The organism is Paenibacillus eucommiae, assembly GCF_017874215.1.
Classification (GTDB): Bacteria; Bacillota; Bacilli; order Paenibacillales; family NBRC-103111; genus Paenibacillus_AI; species Paenibacillus_AI eucommiae.
Genome location: NZ_JAGGLB010000011.1, coordinates 18482 through 41810, shown reverse-complemented (window position 1 = coordinate 41810; position 23329 = coordinate 18482). Strand labels below are relative to the sequence as shown.

Here is a 23329-nt window from a genome sequence, read left to right as displayed (position 1 = left end):
ATTTGGAGAACTTAGTTAGAATGAAATCAATGATGGGGAAGAGGTGTGTTTGATGACAATACCTAATGAATCCCGAGTAACGGAGGACCAAACGGTCCGCGAAGAAGTGTTTAGACATTTTACCCATAAGTTTGGGTTAAGCATTCATTCTTATGTTCCTGTTTTTTTGGGTTTATACAATATGAAATGGATCGTTACGACAAGCTCAGGGAAGCTGTTTATCAAATGTTATCATCCGAAGCGCTACAAATTAACGGAATCCAGCCGGTACTTGAAAATTGCGCGTTCGCTCTCCTTTCAGCACTTGCTTTCTGATCTGTCTGGTGTGTGCCCCGGTGTATGGGTTCAGGAGGAATCGGAGGGATCGCATATTTGTCAATCGGAATCGGGTCATTTTTATGTGGTTATGGAGTATTTCGATGGAAAGCCTCTCTTAGCCGGTCAAGTGGAATCATCCATTATGTACAAGCTGGGGAAAAATACCGGGAAGATGCATCAAGTGCTATCCCGTTTTCCGATGGATGGAGAAGCATGGAGTCCTTCATTGACTGATATGAGTGAAAAATGGCTGGACAACCGCAAGAAAGCCTTGGAACGAAACACCCCGGCACACAGGGCGAGTCAAGCTATTGAACGGCAGGGACTTATTATGTCCGATCTGGATGTATCGATGTTCGACGTGTTCCAGCCGGGTTGGGCGCACTGGGATTTATGGGTCGACAATATGCTCGTAAGAGAAAACGGGGAAGTTAAATTTGTTGATTTTGACACCGTTCAATTCGCCTATTCAGAAATTGATGTTGCCAGAGGACTTTTGTCCTGCGCACTGCATGGCGGGGAACTGCGTCCTGAACCTGCGGGCGCTTTCCTGGCCGGCTACCGGGAGGAACGACCTTTTCAGAAGGGATTGCTGCCGTTGGCGTTAAAGCTTGTATGGTGCCGGGAAGCCCATTGGTGGTTAAAAACGGATATGGATGACTTCAGCGTTCCAATCCAACGATTTGCTGAGGAGATGATCTGGCTCACAGATCGGTGGTGGGAGTTGGACGAGTTGTATGGTGAGTGGTAAGTCCTGATACAATTAGTTTATGTAAAAAGGCCAACTGCATAATGCATTATGCAGCGGCCTTTTTAATTTACTTTTTCAAAATAGGAATCCAAACCTCGCACTGATAGTCCTCCGCAGTTGTATCTCCCATAGGATATACCTCCATCTCGGGAGCCCCAGAATGTTCATATCCGGTAGCGGGGAACCACTCTTGAAAAATGCGTTGAAAAACGTTTTGAATGGCTCCGGGTATGGGTCCGACAGAAGTGAATATGGCCCAGGTAGAAGCTGGGATTGTACGTAAGGAGAGCCCATCCTCAGGGGACGTGAGATTAGTTTCACTGGCGATCATATAACTGAAATTTTCTTGATCTGGCTGCATATCCAGGCAGATTCCAAGCAATCGTTCGTCGGTTCCCATGGAACCCAGCTTGGCAATGGTGCCATTAAGTTGGCACTCCTGCCAGAATATAGGGATTTGGCGCAAATTTTCTCCATCCCTGCATGTTACATCATAAGACTTGCCGACGACATTGAATGCCTCTTTTTCTACAATTCGATAATCCATGTCTTTGTCTCCTTTTAGAGATAGCTGGAAGGAGATGCGGGGGAACGCTTTAAGGCTGACTCCAGGATTTCGGGCTTCTGATGGCGAAATGCCATGGATTCTACGAAATGCTTTGGCGAAGGACTCCGGTGTTTCATAGCCGTATTTAAGTGCTACATCGACGACCTTGGAGGATGTCATTGCCAGCTCCTGCGCCGCTAGTGTAAGTTTGCGTTTGCGAATATATTCGCCCACTGTCATACCAGTCAGCATATTGAACATTCGTTGAAAATGGAAAGTGGACACATAAGCCGCCTTGGCAATTTCTTCGATATCGAGTTGATCTTCCATTCTTTTCTCCATGAGATCAAGTGCATCTTTCATCCTCAGCAACCATTCCAACCGCATCACCTCCTCTGTTATTCATCCTATCACTTACGTATTGAACAATCCTGTCATTGTGTGCTTTCGATGAACAGGTTCTGATTTGTATGGCCAGGCATGCCTTATATGCCTATATTAGTAGGTATTAGCAGGATCAGCTCTGACGCAATACTAAACCATGATAGCTATTCCTAATTATAGCACTGGGGGTTATTTATTTAAAAATTAAGATGAGAACGATTTCTTTCAGGGAATGTTTTTTCTTTTTGCACACTTACTTGTACACGTCGCTAAAACAATAATTTGACATAAACTATCAAATGAAATAAAGTGTCATTATATAGTTTATGTTGAAAGGTGGTAACTGTCATGAATGCTCAAGGAAATCGCAAATGGTGGGTGCTGGGTGCACTTGCTATTTGTCTGCTTACGGTTGGTTTAGATTTGACTGTTCTCAATTTAGCACTTCCTACGCTGGCAACAGATTTGCACGCAACCAACGGAGAACTTCAATGGTTTGCCGATGCTTACAATCTTGTTCTGGCAGCGGTGCTGCTGCCTGCAGGATTGCTTGGAGATCGCTTAGGCCGCAAAAAAATGCTAATTGTCGCATTAATTCTGTTTGGTGTAGCCTCAGGGGTATGCGCCTATGCCGATTCTGCCGGGGAGCTGATCGCTGGACGCGCTCTTCTGGGTCTTGGCGCTGCTTTTATGCTGCCGTTGTCTATGTCTATCATTCCAGTTTTATTCACTGAAAAGGAACGGCCAAAGGCGATCGGAATTTGGGTGACAGCTAATTCGATTGGTATTCCGCTTGGGCCCATTTTGGGAGGATGGCTGCTTAACAACTACTGGTGGGGTTCTGTGTTCCTGATTAACGTTCCAATCATTATCTTGGGTCTCATCGCAGTAAGCATACTGCTGCCGGAATCCCGAAGTGCGGTGAGTCAGCGGGTAGATCTCATCGGAACGCTGGCGTCAAGCCTTGGTTTGGTGGGTGTAACTTACGGTGTAATTGAAGCGGGAGAGAAAGGTTGGGGCGATCCGGCATCTCTCGCTATGATCCTTGCGGGTGCGGCTGTTCTTATCGGTTTTATACGCTGGGAGCAGCGCACCAGTCACCCGCTCATAGACCTTTCATTGTTTCGTTCAGCAAGCTTCACTTGGGGATCGATTTTGGCAACGATTGTTTCCTTTGCCATGTTTGGGCTGTTGTTTGTTACACCGCAATATTTCCAAGCGGTCGGGGGTGCGGATGCGCTAGGCACCGGACTGCGACTGCTGCCAATTGTAGGCGGTCTACTGATCGGAGCTCAAATAGGTGATCGGATCAAGCCCAGGCTTGGGGCACAATTAACCATCGCATTTGGTTTCTTGCTGCTCATCGCAGGTTTTGTTATCGGAGCGCAAACAGGCATGGAACATGGATATGTCTTTGCTTCCTTATGGATAAGCATGGTCGGACTTGGGATCGGGTTCGTGCTGCCAGCTGCCATGGATGTGGCGATGTCTGCACTTTCGGCCGAAACGAGTGGCGTTGGCTCAGCACTTATCATGACACTTCGTAATGTGGGAGGGGCGATTGGGGTAGCCGTCTTAGGTACCGTGCTTAGCACAGGGTATCGTGATATACTTGATGTTGACGGATTACCTGGCAATGTTGCAGAGGAGGTGCGCCGAAGTGTATCGGCAGGCACCGCCGCCGCCGGGCAGCTCAACTCGCGGGTATTGCTCGATTCGGTGCACGCCGCTTTCATTCACGGGATGGATACGATGCTGTGGGTTTGCGGGGGACTTGCCGCGCTTGGATTCCTATTAACTTTGACCTTCTTGCGGCTGAGGGTAAATAAAGACGGGAAACCGGAATTCAGGCAAATGAACATGGGGGAGTGAATTAAGGTGTCATCCAATAGTAAATCAAATCCAGCGATACAATCAGTTCAGTCGATCCGCTCGGCTAAACCCACTCCCGGACTACGTGAGCGCAAAAAAGCCAAAACGATGGCAGCAGTTCAAATGCATGCGCTGCGGCTTTTTCGCGAGTTTGGCTATCAGGCCACGACTGTGGAACAAATTGCGGAGACTGCGGAGATCTCTCCCAGCACGTTCTTTCGCTACTTTTCGACCAAGGAGGAAGTGCTGATTACAGACAACTACGACCCTCTCCTTATCGCAGCATTTGAAGAACAACCATCCCATCTGAGTCCGCTTCAGGCAGTGAAGGGAGCTATTCTTTCGGGAATGACCGACATGTCTGCCGAAGAGTTGGCTACGATGCGTGAACGAAACCAGCTTATCATGATGGTGCCCGAGCTCCGGGCGGCGGTGCTGAACAATCTGACCCAGACGATGGAGATGATTGCGGAGATGGTAGCGAAACGCGCCGGTCGTAAACCGGATGACTTGGCAGTGCGTACCTTGGCCGGGGCGGTAATCGGTGTGAACTTCTCGGCGATGCTTTACTATGCGGAGAATCCCGATGCGGATTTTTCCAGCTTGCTGGATGAAGGCTTGAGCCAGCTGGAGGCTGGCCTACCGTTATAAATGCATCACTCTGAGCCGGTCAACTCGGCACTGTATGTCCAGACACGTTCTTGTAAAGCCTCATCATAGGAGATGGGTACGGAAGACTTTTCTTTTTTCTTAACGAAATATTTGCCCGTGATGCCTTCGACCTCTGGTGATGAAGCCAGGTACAGTGCGGTTTGCGATCCTTGCTCAGGTGTAAGCACAAACGGTTTGAAAATGGTCATTAACGGGCGGAGCATTTTAGGAAATGAGTTCGTAGCATTGTCCGTATGTACAAATCCTGGATGCAGGGCATTCACTGTTACACCAGTACCTGCCAATTTGCGCGCAAGCTTATAAGTGTACAGAACTATAGCGAGCTTAGAAAGGCCATACATTTTCATGGGGGAAAGGGTTTGTTTACCCGTAAAAGCGTCCCAATTCAGTGATTTGGCCATCATCATCGATGAAGTATGTATGATCCGGCCAGATCCGCTGGCGATCAGCCTGTCGAGCAGCAAATTGGTAAGCAAAAAGGTTGAGAAATAATTAACGCCAAGGTTCATTTCAATGTTGTCCACACTTAATATGTGATTCTCCGTAAAAAGTCCGCCTGCATTGTTGAACAGAACGTGCAGCTTCGAATGCTTACTTTGAAATTGTTCAACGAATTTGCGAACCGACTGCTGGGAGGATAGATCGGCTATAAACAGTTCGACAGTTTTACTGCCTGAAAGCCGCTTGATTTCGTCCTGAGCGACCTTGCCTAATTGAGGGTTGCGGCATACCATGATTACCGTTGCCCCCTGTTTAGCAAATTCAAGAGCGGCTGCTTTCCCCATTCCCTTGTTTGCGCCAGTCACCATGCAAATTTTCTCTTTCATTGTCAAGCTCCCCCTCATTATACATTCCAGATACATTCCAGAAAAAATATATAAATACGTTTAAATATATTTACATAATGCTTTAAAAAACACGCCTACTCACCACAGCGAAAAGTTTCCGCCATATCTGCAAGCGTACGAAAGCTGGCAACAACACTATCTCCAGCGAACCAGTAATAAACCTCTTGGCCTATTTTCTGACTATCGACAATATTGGCATCACGAAGAACCTTCAAATGATGGGAGATGGCCGGTCGGCTTAACTCAAAATGACTGGCGATTTCGCCCACATTGCTTCGGCCATCTTTTCCTAACAGGGTAAGAATTTGAATCCGTATCGGATCTCCAAATGCAGTAAGGAACCTGGTCACGCTTTTCAAATCTTTGAGGTCAATACTTTGCATTGGCCTATCTCACCTCGATCGGTAAATGAAATTAAGCATATCTATATTCAGGATTGTAGCTATTAACTTTTATGATGTCAAATCTGTTATGAATGATAGGCATTGAATTATATGTAGGGCAGCAGGTTTTCATCCTATACTAGTAGAATAAAGTTTAACAGGGTCTGAATATTGGAAAAAAAAGGAGGTCAACCCTACTTGCGAAATTTCACGACGTTGAACGGGAAAGGTTGGACATATACAAACTGGCCCTTTGCATTAAAATTGTCTATCATCTTTTGCCTACTGGTAACCGTTGTTGTTTCCCTCTTGGGCATTCACTCGTATGTGCTGTATCGCAAATCCATGCAGGAACAGATCGAGGAATTTGTCCCGCGGATGCTGTCGCAAGTAAATAATAATTTGGATGCTTATGTGGAAGAAATGCTTTCGGTTTATCGCACTATTTTGACGCCGCCTTATAATCAGTTTTTGCAAGGTTTCTTCGATAATTTGGAGCAAGGCGGGAATGACAGGGATATTTTGCATACGTTTAAGTTGAACCAGTCTATGGTCGGCATCGTTCTGTATACCAAATCGGGCAGTGCGTTTGTACGGTCGGCAGAGGGGGCTAGCTGGATCGATGCCGCCTATGAGAATGAACCATGGTTTAAGGAGCTGGAAGCACAGGAGAACGATCCGTCCATCTTAGGCATTGTAAAGCAGCACTTTATTGGGAGTGAATCGGAGAATTTCACCATAGCGCAGCCGGTGTATGACCCAGAAGGAAAGATGGCAGGCGTCATGATGCTGCTTTGTTCACTCGACACGGTAAGAAAGGTTGTGCAGCAGGCCGATTTTGGCAAGGGTGCTTTACTTGATATTGTCGATCGGCAAAACAAGGTCGTCTATTCGTCCACATCGGGGAAGTCAGGTATGGTATGGCAGCCGCTGGAAGGACTATTTCCGGATGGAATGAATGCTGACTCCGGATCTCAACTGGTTTCCTTCGGGAAGCAGGAGTATTTAATCAGTTATAACCGGTCCGCAAATAGCGGCTGGAAAGTAGTCAGCACAATTCCTCTTGCGAATTTAAGTGAACGGACTACCTCTGTGCTATCGAGATCTGTCATCTGGACAATAGCGGGCATTGCCTTGGCAGCTATCGTGGCCTCTTTTGTTACATACGGTATGACCAATCGGCTGCGTACGCTCAGCATGCAATTGCGGAAGCTTGATTTGTCCACGGCACCAAGTAAAGACAGCAACGAACAAAGAGATGAAATAGGTCATTTATCGATAGCATTCCGGGACATGACCTCACGCATTCATACGCTGGACCAGGAGGTGCTTGAATCGAAGCTGCTGCGCCAGGAGGCGGAAATTCGCGCGCTGCAAAGCCAGATGAATCCGCATTTTTTATACAATGTGCTGGAAACGATCCGAATGACACTAGTCAGGGAACAGCCGGACAAAGCGGAAAATGCTTTGGTGGCACTCGGACGTATTGTCCGTTATCAGGCCTCGCATTTGGCTGATTTGGTACCCGCCAGCCAGGAGTTAACGTTTATATCGCATTTAATAAGTATCGAGAAGCTGCGATTCGGCAATCGCCTGCAGGTGGATTTTGACGTTCAGCCTGAGTGTTTGGACTGCGTGATGCCAAGCTTTTTGATCCAGCCGCTTGTGGAGAATGCCATTAAACACGGGATTTCCGATTACGATTTCTCGATTCAGATCTTGGTTCGCATGCGGATTGAAGAGCAGGGGATGGTTATACATGTGATAGACGAAGGCAAAGGAATGTCCTCCGAACGATTGGAACAAGTCTTTGATGCGATGAGAGTGGGAGCCGCCTCCGAGAACCGTATCGGACTAACGAATGTGTATCAAAGAATCAAGCTGATATACGGGGAGCTCGGGGAATTGCATGTGGATAGCGCGGAAGGGTCCGGGACGATTGTCACTCTGAGGTTTCCCATTCCAAAACCAACACAAGGAGTTGAACCTATAGGATGAACATCGTGATTGTGGATGACGAGGAAGAAATTCGAGAGGGTTTACGGGTTATGGTAAGCCAGCTGCATGATACCGGGATTGACGCGGAAGTCGTTGCGGTTTGCAGCGACGGTTATGCTGCGCTGGATGTATTGATGACCAAGCAGGTGGACCTGGTGATCTCAGATGTACGGATGCCAGGTATGGATGGTTTAATTCTTACACAAACCGTGACGGAACGTTACCCGGATGTGCAGGTCATTATCCTTAGCGGATACGAAGAATTTACCTATGTACAACAGGCATTGCGTTATGGGGCAACGGATTATTTGCTCAAGCCAATCGGCGGAGATGAACTGCTGCTATCTCTCAAGAGGGCGAAAAAAGGCTATAACCAAAAACAGAAGAAAACCATACACTGGACCTGGGAGCAGTTTATTCATGAGGAAGCTCCTTGTAAAGCAGTCGTGGTTGGGGATCCTGATGAAACGGCGAGTCCGCGGGCGAAGGAATTCGGGCAGCCCATAACACTTGCCTGGCTGTTTCACAAATCTGTGAGTGAGGTCATGGAACAATGGCAAGGCGTTTGTTTTTTGCAAGAAACAGTCAAGAGAGAGCAAAACAATGTCGTACTAGGCTTATATGCGCAGACAGAAGTGGATTTGGAGCAAATGATAGAAGCTATTACCGGAGAAGTCAGCCGGTTTTGGTCCGGGAAGATTCGTATTCCGGTCAGCTTCGGTATTTCTTCGCTGCTGCAACCACAGCATGAAGCAAGAACTTATTACCTTCAGGCTTGCCATGCCTTATTTGGACGGCTGTTGACAGGGAGCGGGATAAGGCGTTCTTCTGCGGACGGTTCTTGGGATAGTGCTCCAGCAAAGCTCTACTTAGAAACGCTTCATTCGGCATGGGAGTTAGGTGATTACGACAGTTACTTAAAGAAGCTGCAATCCATACTGAGCGAGTTATTTCAGCGGAAGGAGCTGCATCAGCTTTTGTATGGCGTGGAATCGATCCTCCTTTCCCTTGCTGTGAACGTTCAACCTTATAGAAGAGATATTGGAGGCATGGCTGCAGTAGATGTATCCCTTTTTATGGAAAAGATGCTTTGGTCACGTTGCTTTGAGGATCTAAGGGAATCCGTACTTCAATGGGTTACTGCCCTAATTGAACAAAACGCTCCGGAAAAACAAGAAGGCCAAGTACTCAGCAGAGCGAAGCAATATATCCGTGAAAATTTACACAAGCCATTGTCTTTGGCTGAAGCTGGCAAAGCGACGTACGTCAGCCCTCATTATTTAAGCCGCTTGTTTCGGGAACGTGCGGGTACTACCTTTTTGGAATACTTGACCGAGCTGCGTATGGAAGAAGCGAAACGGCTATTGAAGGAGCCAGGGATCAAAATATACGAAGTGGCCGAACAAGTCGGATATGGCAGTTGGAAACACTTTAGCCGAACCTTCAAGGAACGGACAAGCTACGGCCCCGCCGAATATCGCAAGGAAGTATCCCCCGATTAGCGCACCAAAGGCGCTTTTTTTTACTTTTGGATAAGATCCGTTCCTTTTTAGCAATTTTACTGTATATGTTCAGGATAGGCCGCCCTTTATAATGGGAAGTAGATCATATATTACATATAATCTGCGGATGCGTTGAAAAAGCAGGTTACGAGGAGCGTGTAAGTATGGTTCGATTTATGCCGGTTCTATTGGCTTTCCTATTAATGGTAACTGGGATTCTATCCGGTTGCAGCAGCCAAGCTGTTAGGGAGCAAACACCAGAGATTGCCAATAAACAAAATGAAGGGAATCAGGGGGAACAGACAGACCAGACGTTTAAAAAGCTGCCAGATAAATACGATCCCCCTATCCAACTGACGACAGTCACTTTACCGAATCCCACATTGAAATATGCACCTGAGGACGACGAAAACAATAATCCATGGACCCGCCGGTTAGAGAAAGATTATGGGATTAAGGTGAAATCCCTTTGGAGTGTTCCCCCTGAGCAATACGAACAGAAAATGAATCTGGCGATCGCATCTGGAGACATCCCTGATTTTTTCAATGCCACTCCGATACAATTCAAGCAGCTTTATGAAGCTGGATTGCTTGAAGATCTTACAACTATGTATAGCACTTATGTGCCAGACATGGTCAAAAAATTTATTGACGAAGCCGGACCTGAAGTGATGAGATCGGCAACGCTTGACGGAAAGCTGATGGCCATCCCCTGGACGGCGACGTTTAAAGAATCCGCTCCTATACTGTATGTCCGCAAAGATTGGTTGAAGAAGGTAAACTTGCCGGAACCAAAAACCATGCAGGATGTTTTAAAAATTGTGGAAGCGTTCGCAACTCAAGATCCGGACGATAACGGCAAGGATGATACAGTCGGCATGCTGCTTGATAAGGATTTGTCTTCCGCCAGTGGATTTTTCAGCGGATATCATGCATACCGGGAATTATGGCTTATAGATTCGACTGGCAAGCTCGCCTATAGTTCGATCCAACCAGAAATGAAGACAGCACTTGGCAAATTGCAGGGTATGTTTAAAGCCGGGCAGTTAGATCCGGAGTTTGCGATGAAGGCAGAAGGAAAAACCATAGAGGAGCTTATCGCTGGAAAAGCAGGTATTTATTATAGTGCCATGTATGCACCTGCATGGCCGCTGCAACAAAGTAAAGACATAAATCCGCAAGCAGATTGGGGATCTTATCCGATGCCTTCCGTTGATAATCAAGTGGCTTTGGCCCCGCACAAACTGAATGTATCAGGTTATTGGGTCGTCAAGAAAGGTATCCCGCATCCGGAAGCTCTGCTGAACATGCTGGAGCTTTGGAGCAATATCCAACATAACAATAAATCCGAAGAGATTTACAAAGAGTTTATTGTTGGTATCGATGGTGCGTCAACGGCATGGTCGATGTCGCCGATCAAATTTTACCGCGCCTTCAATAATGTGAACAATCATCTTGCAATTGCGCCATTCCTGAAGGGAGAAGAAAGCGATTTGAACAAACTAACACCCGACCAGCGTAATCTGTATAGTGCGTCAATGAAATACAAAAATGGAGATAATGGCAATTGGGGGGCAAATGAGATCTGGGGCTTGAACGGCAGTGCAAGCATTGTGGACGGCTATTTAAAGAAAAATCAGTTTCTTTCAGACGAGTATTTTTCCACACCTACTCCAACGATGGTAGAAAGGTGGGAAAGCCTGCGAAAGCTGGAAATTATGACGATGACGACAATTGTACAGGGTGCTCCACTTGCTGAATTTGATAAGTTTGTTGAGCAATGGAAGAAACAAGGCGGGGAGCAAATCACGAAAGAAGTGAATGAGTGGTATGCCAAACGCAAATAAGCATTAGAGACGATAAGAACAATTTGCTTCGAAAGGGGGGATTTGCGGAGGTTATATGCTACATATAGAAAATAGAACACACGGATACATGGAGAGATAGGCATACTGAAATTAATTTTCAGGAGGTATTTAAATGCCGAAACAACCGTCAAAAAAGAGGTTCGTTTTATTTTCAATACTTGCTCCGCTGCTGTTCTTGATTACCCCTGCCGCTAATACTTATGCCACTTCAGTCGATCCTTTTCCAATTGGCATTTTCTACAACCCGAGTGCGGCGGACTCGACGAATGCCAGATATGCTGAAATCGCTGATATGAACGCCACGTTTATAGTCGGGACCAATTATGTCGATACGTTTGAGGAAAATGACAAGGTTCTCGATCTGGCTGCAGCGAACGGGCTGAAGGTTCTGGTGAAAGATGGAAGGTTCGAATGGAACAGCAAGGAGATGCTGGAGCAGGAAGCGGCAGGAGGCAGCTTGGATGTCAGCAGCAGCAGTTCGCTGGGTCAAACCTTCGAATCCCCAGACATGGGGGCTAATCTGGGGCTGAGTACGATTCAACTGCGTATCAATCCGGCCATGTTAAGCTCTACTGCTGAGTTGACATTAACTTTATATGACGAAGTTAGTAAAATTGGCGGGCCTTACGTATCGGATACAGTTACTGGCCCCTTTACATCAGAATATTTGACCTTCGATTTCTATGCTTCTATAGCTCCGAATCATATTTACTACATGGAGTTGACCAGTAACAGCACTACAGCTCTACCTTTCATTACGAGTGGTTCGGATGCGTATACTCCCGGTCAGGCTTATCAGAACGGCGCAGCTCAAAGCAGCGATCTATGGTTCAATGTTGACTTTTCGACCCGGGCTTATTTTGATGGCCAAAGACCATCCGATACTATTCTTGATGAAATAGCGCTGCATTACAAAGATCATCCAGGGCTGCTTGGATACAATATTATTGACGAACCGCAGGGCGGTAATACGTTTAGCCTTATCAAGGAAGTGCAGGACCGGTTAAAAGTGAGCGACCCGAATCATATGTCTTTTATTAACCTGACAGGTACTTGGCCCAATTGGTTAAATTATACAGGTATTGATGAATTTAGTGGTGAATTCGTTACCCCTTCGCAATCACTGGGTCAAACCTTTAAAACCAGGCCTGATCAAACGCAGGTAAATTTTATCGAAATTTGGACCGATGCTTCGATGTGGACTGCCGATGAATCACTAACGATGTCCCTGTGGGACTCTCCCGCAAAAAACACGCTGCTGGCTGCGAAGACAATGCTTGGCGGGCCTGCAAAAATCTTTTTTGACTTCGAGCTGAATGCGGCTGTCACGCCCGATACGACCTATTATTGGGAACTGACCCATAATGGGGGGGCTGATAATTCTGTAGGCTGGGTCATCCATTCGAAAGTAGGTGGTGATTGGGTTCCTGACGGAACCGGGTATGTGAATGGTTCTCCCATTAATGCCGATTTTTATTTCACCGATAGTATTTCGGCTTATGAAAATCACGTCAAGGAATGGGTAAGCAAGAGTCCGGATGTACTTAGTTTTGATCATTATCCGTTTGACAGCAGCAATGGGTTCAGCGCAAAGTATTTCGATAATATCGAGCTTATTCGCCAGGAATCACTTGAGGGAAATGTGAATTTTTGGGCATATGTCCAATCAGTCGGATTAGATAATGGGATGCGTGCCCCCACAGAAAGTGAAATGAGATTTAATATGTATACACAGCTAGCCTATGGGGCAAAAGGACTGATCTATTTCACTTATTGGACACCGCCAGGAAGCTGGGGATTCCATGACGGTTTAATTTTGCAGGACGGAACTCAAAATGTTTCCTATACTTGGGCGAAAAACTTGAATGCGGAAGTTCTGAAGCTCGGACCTACGCTTAAGGATCTCACATCGCAGGCCGTCTATCATACTGGTACGCTGCCGGAATCTGCTGTGGCGCTTCCTTCCGATTTCTTCATGCAGCCGACTGACTCAACCCAGCCGCTTGTTATCGGATATTTTAAGGACCAGGATGAGCGGGAATACGTCTTTATCGTTAACCGGGATTATACCAATTCCCGTACCGTAACATTCTCACTACCTTCCAAACCAGATTCGGTCAAAGAAGTTTCGAAAACAACGGGCTTGGACATTCCTGCCAGCTATGATAACACTTCCGGGATATTATCGGCCAGCTTTGCCGCAGGTGAAGGCAGATTGTATGCTCTGGATGTCCCGATTAATGACATGAATGTTACTTCCTTAACGACTGAGGCAAGCACAGTTTCTGCAGGGACGACGTTTAAGGTGAAATATGGATTAGACAGTGTTTCTCAAGATGTCTATGCTCAGGATATTATGCTGCAGTATGATTCAGCAGTCGTAGAGTTTGTTTCGGCAAAATCCATCAAAACGGGAGTCAGTCTGCTTGAGACTGTAAGAGAACCAGCCGGATCCCTTCAATTGATTTTGGCTAGTGAAGGACCGGGTAATGAGCTCAAAGGTCAAGCGGATATCGTCGAGCTGACCTTCAAAGCGAAATATGTTTCGCAGGTAGCGTCAAGTGAAATTCAGATCACAAGCGCTACTTTGGCAGGCGGTGACGGGGCCGAATATTCGGCCGCATTGTCTTCAGTCAACGTTCAAGTGACACTTGGCATTTCGGGTGACTTTAACAATGATCATAAAGTTACAATAGGCGATTTGGCCATCATGGCAGCTCATTATGGTAAAGATGCGAACAGTGCGGATTGGGAGCAGGTGAAGCGTGTAGATTTAAATGGAGATGGCAAAATCGATATCGATGATTTAGTCGCGTTTGCCAAGAAGGTTACACGGTAACGAAATTTTAGGAGGTATACCATGGCTTTGAAAATAAAAAGAAAAAAGATTTTTATTCTGTTTGTCATGCTTTGTCTTATTTATTCCTCTTTTGGTTCAACAATCTCCATCTCTTTTGGTGCAGTAGATCCTATTGAAAATCCGGCTTCATCCCCTGCTTCTTCGCCTCCTGCATTGTTAGCCGATCTGGAGGGGCATTGGGCAGAAAAATCACTAAAGGAATGGATGGCATCTGGTCTCATCGAAGGTTATCCTGACGGCACGTTTAAACCGAATCGTACAGTCATCCGGGGAGAAGCAATCGCGCTGATTAATAGATCTCTTGGATTTCAAGATGCAGCACCCATCAACTTCTCGGATTTGTCTGTCTCTGACTGGGAATACGAAGATGTGGCGAAAGCGGTGAAAGCAGGGTATGTTGAGGGTTATGCCAACGGCACCATCGGTACGAAGCAGCCCATCAGTAGACAAGAGGCGGCTGTTATCATCACTCGTTTACTCGGATTGGAGGTAACCGAAGAGGGTTCTGCTGCTAACGCCTTTACGGATGCGAAGCAAATTCCGCAGTGGAGCAAAGGGGCCGTTGCAGCTATAGCAGCCGCCCAAATTATGGAGGGTTATGAGGACGGAAGCTTTAAGCCGGAAGCCTCCATTACACGTGCGGAGGTTATCATCACTTTGGATCGTGTGTTAAAGTCAAAAACAGCGTTAGCGTATAATCAAGCAGGAACGTACGGACCTGCCGACGGTGTTCAATCCATCAATGGCAATGTCGTTGTTCATACTTCGGGCATAAACCTGCAGAATATGAAGATTACCGGTAATTTACTGTTAGCTGAAGGTATCGGTGAAGGTGACGTTTTCCTGCGGAATGTAGCGGTCTCGGGAACGACAACCGTTAAAGGTGGGGGGATGAATAGCTTACACTTTGAGAACAGCGTTCTAGGCACCGTAATTGTAGATAAAGCAGCTGGAACAGTAAGGATTGTGTTGAAGGACGAAGCGGCAATAACTGAGTTGATCGTGAAGACTCCTGTTATTTTGGAGCAGCAGAATGCTGCAGACACAGTCGGAATTAGGTTGTTGAAGCTGGATAATTTACTGCCTAAAGGCTCAAAAGTAACACTGATTGGTGGCAATATCGATGATTTCCAGATCACGGCTAAAGGGATTGCTATCGATTTTCTCAAAGGTGTGATTAAGAAATTAACAGTTGCGGAAGAAGCGACGGATACAAGCCTAACTATAGGTAAGGATGCCACAATTCTTTCGATGATGCTGAATGCAATCAGCAAGGTGTTCGGACAAGGGAAAATCGACAAGGCAAACCTTAGTGCAAAAGCAAAGGGAACAACGTTTGAGAAGCAGCCGCTTCTACTAGAAGGGCCGGGAGTTGTATATCAAGGGAGCTGGGCAGGAACAGGCGGCGGTGGTGAGACACCAGTTGTTGAGCCTAATCCGATCACGGTAGTCGAGAATGGTGGGGCGCGTGCCTTCATTATTGTTGCGACGGATGCCGGCCAGCAAATACGTAAAGCAGCCGATACCTTGAAGGAGTACGTGAAGAAGTCGACAGGGGCAGAGCTGCAAATCAAAACCGTACAGGAGCTGGCTGGAAGCGGAGCCTCTAATAATGATTTTGCGAACATCTACATCGGTGTTAGCCGGACGGAAGATGATGCCAATCATCAGACATTATTGCAGGATATGTATAGTGATGGATTCATTATTGACTCCAAAGGGAAAAATATCACAATCATCGGGCCAACACCATGGGGGACAGAATTCGGTGTCTACGAGTTTCTTGAACGATACGTTGGAGTGATCTGGTTAATGCCAGGACCAGACGGCGAAGATGTGCCCAAGCAGCGTACGATAGCTGTTTCACCCGAAACTGTACGTGAAAAGCCCGCAACGATCTCCCGTCACTTCTTCGGTACGGAGTCAGATTGGGGCTTATGGAATAATGCAGAGTGGGCGCGTCGCAATCGCATGCATGATAATCTTCAATTTCACCATAACATGGACACGTTGTTCGATCCGAAAGTATTTAAAGACCATCCAGAGTATTATCCGGGCGGGGTTGTGCCGACGCATGCTTACGAATGGCAGCCGTGCTTGAACGACCAGACAGCAGAAGCGGCAATCCAGCGCATCATGGAATATTTTGATAAAAATCCGGATGAAATATCCTACTCTTTAGGGATTAATGATAGTAGAATCTATTGCGAAATAGATCCAGGTCACCCTGATTATCCGGGGGAAGTGAACTCAATTGGTGCCGTGGATATGTCTGATGTTTACTATCCATGGGTTAACAAGGTTGTAGAGGGCGTTTTGAAGCAATATCCCGGCAAATATTTTGGGCTGCTTGCCTATGCAAATGTGTACGATCCTCCAAAAACGGTGAAGTTAAATCCACATGTAGTTCCTTACATTACCGATGACCGCATGTCATGGAGCGATCCAGCTATGGAAAAGGTCGGAAAACAGCATACGGAAAACTGGCAGCAGGCAGCAGTGAGCCTAGGCTTCTACGATTATATGTACGGATCGCTGTATAATTTGCCGCGTATGTATATGCATCAGATGGCTGAGAACTATAAATATGCCCAGGATCATGGCGTTATCGGGCAAGTTGCGGAGCTGTTTCCGAACTTTGGTGAAGGTCCGAAGCCATGGGTTTCGGCTAAGCTTCAATGGAATCCAAATGAAGATGTCGATCAACTTTCAAATGAATGGTACGAACGTGCAGTCGGTAAGGAAGCAGCACCGCTTCTGGCGCAGTATTACAGTCAATGGGAACAGTTCTGGACAACACGAATATTTGAAACGAAATGGTACAAAAGCTGGGCGAACAGTGAACCCCGCGCTAATTTCTTGCTTTTTGGCGACTACAGCTATTTTGAAGCTGTTACAGCAGAAGATATGGCTGCCAGCCGGCTGCTTCTGGAAGAGGTTGTTGCTAAAGCAGAAACAGATGAGCAAAAGAAACGTGCCGGGCTGCTCTTGCGCTCATTCGAATATTACGAAGCTTCAGCACTTTCCTATCCGCGTGTTGAAGAAACAGCCGTTCCTTCCAATGAACAGGAAGCGTTGAAAATGCTTGATTTTATTAAAGAAAGTGTTGTAATGGCAAAGAAACGGATCGAATTAAGGAATCAGTTCAAAGGAGATCCGATTCTGGAAATCTCGGACTACCTAGGTGCCGGAGGAGCTTGGGACGGTATCCAGGTGAAATGGATTTCCGTCTTACAAAGCTATGTGATAACCGAGCCGGAAAACGGGATTGTCGGTAAGCTTTTGAAAGAGTTTATCAAGGAAATTGGCCTTACTGAGCTTTCAGCAATGGCTGTCAAAACGACTGCCAGTAAAGCTGAAATATTAAATTCGCTTGATTTCAGTGAGGGGCCTTGGGTGGATGCGGCATCGTTCTCCGATTTTGTGGTCATGGATTCGAAGAAAGAAGCACCAGCCCAGACGAACGTATACTTATTGTGGGATGACGTGAATCTCTATGTAGGCTATGAAAACTTTGATAGTGACATGTCTAAAATGATTGTGAGTGAGGATACGCCGAATGGATGGTGGAGAAGCGGAGGGGACGATTCGAATGAAACTTTTGTGACTGGAAATCCAAAAGGAGCTTTTACCGGCTTTATGACGAATCCGAATGGACTCAGTTTGCACTACAATAAAAAGCCGAATGTGGGTCCGGTATATGATGCAACCACGAAGTGGGAAGTTAGCGCCCGATTGGGAGAGGACCGCTGGAATGTGATTCAAGTGATTCCGTTCTCTGGCATTGGCGTTGACCCTCAAGAGACAAAGACTTTAATGGGACTTTTCTTCCGGAATTATCACGGTCACGAAGTGTTTATTGGTTGGGGAGGAGGAGCACCTTGGAGGCCAGAGCACTTTAACCCCATTCATCTTGTCGAGAAAAACTTGGTGCAGAACCCGTCATTTGAAGCGGGAGATGAGGAGCAGCCAGGTCAGTTCGCGCCTTGGAGGAAATGGACTGTAGATCCCAGTATTCAAAGAATAGAACGGACTACAGCAGTCGCACGTACAGGCAGCTATAGCATTGTGCATACTGGGATTGATGCAGGCGCGGGGCCGTTTCAAGACATTGTACTTACACCAGGGATATATAAAGAGGTCTTGTATTATTACGTACCAGAAGGTGTGAATGGCAAACTGGAAATTTACAATTTTATGATGGATTCTTCCTGGGAGCATAATATCGAAAGTACCCTTTCACCCCCGGTGGATGTAACTTTCACAAAAGGCAAATGGGAGAAATTCGAGCATATTTTCGAGATCAAACCGGATTATAACGGAATACCAGCCCAAAACTTGAGAATGGGCATCACCCCGTGGAATCTTAATCCTGGTGATCAAGTTTATTTCGATGATGTTGCTTTGTATAAGATGACGGATTAGCTGATATAAAAAGAAATAAAGCAAAGAAGGAAACAACCCCGCGACATGTCGCGGGGTATTTCTTATCACTTTAAAAGAAAGTTTAAGTACTTTACAGAGATAAGTATAGAAGATACAGCGATGAAGTATAGAAGATGGCATAGCCTTTCTAATTGAACTAAAAGAGCCACCTCCCCCGAATTGGTAGCTTGTGCTTCACTTAACGATGTTTTTGATCGTTAACGTACGTATTTCCAGGACAATCAGCCACTTAATGATGATTTTCATCGCTAAAAGAGGTCGGAGGGCCCCTTTGGGAGGATAAAAGAGGTTTTAACGATGTTTTTCATTGTTAAAGTAAGGTTGTGGAGATGATCCCGTGCATTTAGTGATGAAAAACATCGCTAAAGTAGCAGCTCTTCTCAGCTCTTCATCCCCAGCGCCTTTGCACGCTATTTATCCGATTCATTCGATCCCCACTTTTGGGGAGGTGTCAACTGTAAAATGAGCATGGTATATTGACAGGAAGTATATGGAAATGTATACTAATGAAAATTATGAATGCGAACTTTATATCCATAAACGCAAGGATTGGGAGTAATAAGGGACCGCTATTGTCCAGAGAACTGCCGGTTGGTGCAAGGCAGCCAATAGTTCCCTCAGGCTCGCCCATAAGTGGTAGGATCGAAAATCATAGATTAGATTTTATAAATCTGGATCTGGATGTGTAGCTCCTAACGGTTAACCTCCGTAACCGGGTCCCAAGGTATTCGTCTGCTTATAGCATTCGGATCAAAAAGAGTGGTACCGCGAAGGTAAACCCTATCGCCTCTTAGAGGCGGTAGGGTTATTTTCTTTTTTTATACAATAATCTTAAAGGCAGGTGCGATGGAATGAACAATGTCATTGACTATTATTCCCGTTTTGATGAATGGGGAAGGCTGGAACGAGAACCCTTGGAGTTCACGATTAATTGGCATTATATGAACAAATATTTACCCCAATCCGGCAAAGTATTAGACAATGGTGCGGGACCCGGGAAATATGCGATGGAGCTGGCGAAGCTGGGATACGAGGTGACTCTATCTGATCTAACACCTAAATTGGTTGAAACTGCGAGGGAGAAGGCTGCTGAATTAGGGCTGGAGGAGCGCTTTAATGGATTTCATGTTTTAAATGCCACGCATTTAGACGGAATCCCGGATGAGAGCTATGACGCCTCCCTGATGCTTGGCCCCTTATATCATTTGCAACAAGAAGAGGAACGGATGGCCGCAGTTAAAGAGTTGTATCGGGTAACAAAAAAGAACGGTATTGTTTTTGCCGCTTTTCAAACGAGGTTGAGGATGCTGCTCACGTCTATCCAACATCCCCAGTTTTGGAAACCTAATGATCATATGGAGGCGATTCATCATTTTTATGAAACCGGCATTTTCAACCATAGTGATGAGGGTAGATTTACGGGCGCTTATTATTTTGAGGTGGAGGGGATTAAGCCATTTATGGAAAGCAACGGGTTTGAAACTATCGATTTGATCGGTTCAAGCGGTGTTGGCTTACTAATGACTAAGGAGCAAAAAGAATACTGGGCGGAACAAGGAGAGGAAGAAAACGAAAAGTTGAATCAATTCATTATTCAAACAGCAGCAGAGCCTTCGATTTTGGGGATTTCATCCCATCTTTTATATATTGGTAAAAAGAAGTGAGGGTGAGCTTCTTGAGTTAGATAACGTGAAGCCGCTCATCCATATCATCCGTATACGATTAGCAGCTTACTTCAAATGGGATCGTGATCATCTTGAATTTCAATCAGATCAATAATATCCCTAATATCGGAAATATTTAAAGCCTCAGCGATTTTTTCGATATGGCTAAAATTTATATTTTCTCTTTTCCCGTTTGAGAGTTCACTTAAAGCAGCATGACGCACATCTGCTAATCTGGATAACTCCCGCAAAGTAATCTTTTTGTTTTTCGTTAATTCGGAGATTTTAATTACTACCTTTTTTGACATAGGAAATCACCTTCATCATTCAGACTTAATCATTGACTATACGCATTAACGTACCATATAATGAAATTAGGATTGGTACGCTAATGCGTAATTATTCAAATTTTTTGAATGGAGTGTGAATAGAATGGATGATGTTATGGTGACATACGAAAATCTGGCTTTGGAAGAAGATACTTTGGTTCAGAGAATCAGAGTTTGTGAAGATTGTGTATCTGTAATTCTAGATTATATTTCAAATAAAAATGATTCTACGCACATACTTACAGTTGAGGATATAGTTTCCGCAATACATGTTATTGAACAAGATCTGCAGACAGAACTGCTCCATTTAAAATTGGAGAAGGGTGTTCTGGCTAATAAAATAAAATGGATAAAGTATAAAGACAGCAAAGAGAATGTGAGATGATGCATCAAAAAATAAAACAAAAAAAATTCAAAAAGATATTGATAAAATAAGAAAAAAGACGAGTGACAGAAGAGAGGGCAGCTTGAACAATAAAAAAGATGATTAACTTTAAAAATAGTAATGAGAAGCAAAAACCTAGCGCCTTTCGAGAGGGCAATAGGTTTTTTTATTTGATATTTATAGGAAAAATGTGGATTGTACCTTTCATCAGATAATGTTCTTTTTTTCGGATTCCGGGGAAATGTACATAAGAAGGTGAAGTGGTAATATCGCTTTACCTTGTGAATTAAGTACAATAAATCGTGCAGCACAACTTTTTGCAGGCTTAAACCATAGGGGGTGAATGCTGACAAATTCAATACAATAAAATGTTTACGCTTTCAAAATGTTTCTTGGGTAATACCGAGCAGTGATGGAGCAAAAAAATTAAGGAGCGTGGTGGGTATGTCGAATGAAGAAGATCGCAACTTATCAAGAAGGAAGTTTGTTTCTCTAATGGGTGTCGCTGGTTTAGCTGCTGCCGGTCTGGGTGTTGCGGCAAGTACTTTGCAGCCGCGCACGGCGGAGGCGAGTATAGGTAATGCAGTAGAAAGAATCGCTGATATTGCGACATTGCGTGCAACAGGAGGGGAGTATGACGGCCAGCTCATTGAGGTAGTCAGTTACTATAATACATGGGCGACTGACCCACGGGGGCCTGTTGGCGGTGGATGTTTTATTTGGTCCTCCGCAAGCACGATAGCTGACAACGGAGGAACTGTTTTCAAAGTAACGGGAATTACAACCGGGCGCTGGATCAGGCAAAATGTCGTGTGCGTCACTCCCGAAATGTTCGGATCGGTGTGTGGAGGGGCGGATGATACCCAAGTATTTGTCCAAATGTTTGCTGCAGCTCTTCCGGTTGAGTTAGGACCCTATACTTACATCGTTGCGCCTAAAGCTCCTGCCGGGGAACACCAGGATTCCAATCACAGAGGGAGTTTATTTAAGCCGAAATGCAGTGTTCGTGGGGTTCCCGGCAAAACCGTGCTGCAATACTTCACGCCGGGTACTGACCTTCAGGGTTACTTTTTGGCGTTGCGAGACGTTGTTGGAATTACTATTGAGGGCATCCACTTCTATGGAGGGGATGGAGGGATTATCATCGATCCGCTTCAAGATCATTCCGTCAGCGATATCTCCATTATTAATTGTAAATTCGAGAGTCAGGACGATATAGCCATTTGCTGTGGAAGACAAATCGCTCTGGATGTAAACTCCAAGAAAAACAATAAGATTAAGATTCGCGGATGTACATTCAAAACAATTGGCGGCCATGCTGTCGTGGTGACAAATGCCAGAGATGCTATTGTGACAGGAAACTTTTTTGACGGGGTGTGGGCAGGTGAAGGGATTAATGCAGGTGGTTTCTGTATTGATGTAAGTCAAGGTGTTCGGGGGTGTGTGGTTTCAAATAATGTAGCGCGTAACAGTACCTATTTTATCAAGACAGAATCGTATACAGTAACAAATTCTACGGACGATGCTTGTCTGACCACAGATGTGGTGATTGCTAACAATGAATGCATCGATATGCTTCCTGTATATCAGTCTGGGAGCTACGTCAACGGTTTTGCCATACTGATTAACAGCAGGTCGGGTAATGTCATTATCGAAGGAAACAGGCTTACGTACAATAAAGGCAACGGCATTTACATCTATAGTTCATCTGCAAGTGACGGAGCGGTTCAGGTAAGAGGAAATCTGATTGTGCAGACCGATGCGGGGAATTACCCAAGCAGCGGTATATATTGTTCACCTGATAGCAGTAAAAGGGCTATTCTACAAGGCAATACAGTACATGGCTTTTATAATGGGATCGTTTGTGATTCTGGCAAAATGATTGTAAATAATAATGATGTAATTGCAACCAAGTCTGCGATCGCTGTATGGGGTTCAACTGAGATTTTGATCGAAGGAAATGACCTCAGCGGAGAGACGGGTGTCGTGTTTGCCAATGCTACAACCCAATTCTATAAACGAGTGCGATTCTGCCACAATCGTGTTAAGGCAACTACGGGGAGCTGTTTAGATTTGTCATACGCATCGAACCCCATAGGCTGTATGATTCAAGGAAACGTATTGGAAAAAACAGGCGACAACTCAAATCCTGCATTGTATGCTAACGGAGTAGAGTCGGCTGTCATTTCAGGCAATGTGTTTCATGTTCCGAGCAGGACATCGAAAGCTCTTGGTTTATTTTTGACGACCCAAACTTCCATTCTTCGGGATAACCTGACCAACGGTATTCACCAGATTGTAGCAACGGATTTGCATACCTTACAAGAGGGTAATTTAACAGAGGTTTCCAATATATGATGATTTTGAGGGTACAAGGAGAGTGAAATAACGGGGATGGAAGTAGAAATACAGTTGATTTCCTGATTTTATCTGTTTTTTAATCATTTTGTAGGAGTTATACAGTAGGATGTGGATTGGAGGAGTATGAGATGGAAGAGCTAA

The 23329-nt window shown here is 45.4% G+C and carries 14 protein-coding genes and 1 pseudogene; 11 read left to right on the top strand and 4 right to left on the bottom strand.

Annotation, left to right across the window (positions count from 1 at the left end):
- The first annotated feature begins 52 nt into the window (after nt 1-52).
- On the top strand, nt 53-1069 hold the full coding sequence (locus J2Z66_RS16890; protein WP_209972627.1) for a phosphotransferase enzyme family protein: 1017 nt from the start codon (nt 53-55) through the stop codon (nt 1067-1069).
- Nucleotides 1070-1136: 67 nt separating this feature from the next.
- On the opposite strand, the gene J2Z66_RS16885 is transcribed toward J2Z66_RS16890, so the two are convergent.
- Nucleotides 1137-2003, bottom strand: coding sequence for an AraC family transcriptional regulator (locus tag J2Z66_RS16885; protein WP_209972626.1), 867 nt, complete (start codon nt 2001-2003; stop codon nt 1137-1139).
- 345 nt (nt 2004-2348) lie between these two features.
- Between J2Z66_RS16885 and J2Z66_RS16880 the strand changes: the two genes are divergently transcribed.
- Both J2Z66_RS16880 and J2Z66_RS16875 read left to right on the top strand, forming a co-directional pair.
- Nucleotides 2349-3872, top strand: a complete 1524-nt coding sequence (locus J2Z66_RS16880) for a DHA2 family efflux MFS transporter permease subunit (RefSeq protein ID WP_209972625.1) — start codon at nt 2349-2351, stop codon at nt 3870-3872.
- Nucleotides 3873-3878: 6 nt separating this feature from the next.
- The gene (locus tag J2Z66_RS16875) at nt 3879-4523 is read left to right on the top strand and encodes an acyl-CoA-like ligand-binding transcription factor (protein ID WP_446686403.1); all 645 of its coding nucleotides are present in this window, start codon (nt 3879-3881) and stop codon (nt 4521-4523) included.
- A gap of 5 nt (nt 4524-4528) precedes the next feature.
- Here J2Z66_RS16875 and J2Z66_RS16870 read toward each other — a convergent pair whose 3' ends face one another.
- Both J2Z66_RS16870 and J2Z66_RS16865 read right to left on the bottom strand, forming a co-directional pair.
- The gene (locus tag J2Z66_RS16870; RefSeq protein WP_209972624.1) at nt 4529-5371 is read right to left on the bottom strand and encodes an SDR family oxidoreductase; all 843 of its coding nucleotides are present in this window, start codon (nt 5369-5371) and stop codon (nt 4529-4531) included.
- A 95-nt stretch (nt 5372-5466) separates the two neighbouring features.
- Entirely contained in the window at nt 5467-5775 is a 309-nt protein-coding gene (locus J2Z66_RS16865; RefSeq protein WP_209972623.1) for an ArsR/SmtB family transcription factor, read from the bottom strand.
- 198 nt (nt 5776-5973) lie between these two features.
- On the opposite strand from J2Z66_RS16865, the gene J2Z66_RS16860 reads away from it, so the two are divergent.
- The 6 genes and pseudogenes from J2Z66_RS16860 to J2Z66_RS16835 form a co-directional block, all read left to right on the top strand.
- Nucleotides 5974-7773 (top strand): sensor histidine kinase, encoded by a 1800-nt coding sequence (locus tag J2Z66_RS16860; protein WP_209972622.1) that lies wholly within the window; start codon nt 5974-5976, stop codon nt 7771-7773.
- A complete protein-coding gene (locus J2Z66_RS16855) occupies nt 7770-9275 on the top strand; it encodes a response regulator transcription factor (protein WP_209972621.1) in 1506 nt (501 codons plus the stop codon). Before J2Z66_RS16860 ends, J2Z66_RS16855 begins: the two co-directional genes overlap by 4 nt.
- Nucleotides 9276-9439: 164 nt before the next feature.
- Entirely contained in the window at nt 9440-11122 is a 1683-nt protein-coding gene (locus J2Z66_RS16850) for an extracellular solute-binding protein (protein ID WP_209972620.1), read from the top strand.
- A 133-nt stretch (nt 11123-11255) separates the two neighbouring features.
- Nucleotides 11256-13982: a cohesin domain-containing protein gene (locus J2Z66_RS16845; protein ID WP_209972619.1), complete on the top strand. Its 2727-nt coding sequence runs from the start codon at nt 11256-11258 to the stop codon at nt 13980-13982.
- Between the two features lie 21 nt (nt 13983-14003).
- The gene (locus tag J2Z66_RS16840; protein ID WP_209972618.1) at nt 14004-18428 is read left to right on the top strand and encodes a DUF4838 domain-containing protein; all 4425 of its coding nucleotides are present in this window, start codon (nt 14004-14006) and stop codon (nt 18426-18428) included.
- A gap of 866 nt (nt 18429-19294) precedes the next feature.
- Nucleotides 19295-20113, top strand: a pseudogene (locus J2Z66_RS16835) (class I SAM-dependent methyltransferase); the annotation flags it as partial.
- A 71-nt stretch (nt 20114-20184) separates the two neighbouring features.
- Here the strand turns inward: J2Z66_RS16835 and J2Z66_RS16830 are convergent.
- On the bottom strand, nt 20185-20421 hold the full coding sequence (locus tag J2Z66_RS16830) for a helix-turn-helix domain-containing protein (RefSeq protein ID WP_209972616.1): 237 nt from the start codon (nt 20419-20421) through the stop codon (nt 20185-20187).
- A gap of 124 nt (nt 20422-20545) precedes the next feature.
- Between J2Z66_RS16830 and J2Z66_RS16825 the strand changes: the two genes are divergently transcribed.
- Nucleotides 20546-20827 (top strand): hypothetical protein, encoded by a 282-nt coding sequence (locus J2Z66_RS16825; RefSeq protein ID WP_209972615.1) that lies wholly within the window; start codon nt 20546-20548, stop codon nt 20825-20827.
- A 444-nt stretch (nt 20828-21271) separates the two neighbouring features.
- Nucleotides 21272-23185 carry a right-handed parallel beta-helix repeat-containing protein gene (locus tag J2Z66_RS16820; RefSeq protein WP_209972614.1) on the top strand — a complete coding sequence of 638 codons (1914 nt, stop codon included), beginning with the start codon at nt 21272-21274 and terminating at the stop codon, nt 23183-23185.
- Nucleotides 23186-23329 lie beyond the last annotated feature (144 nt).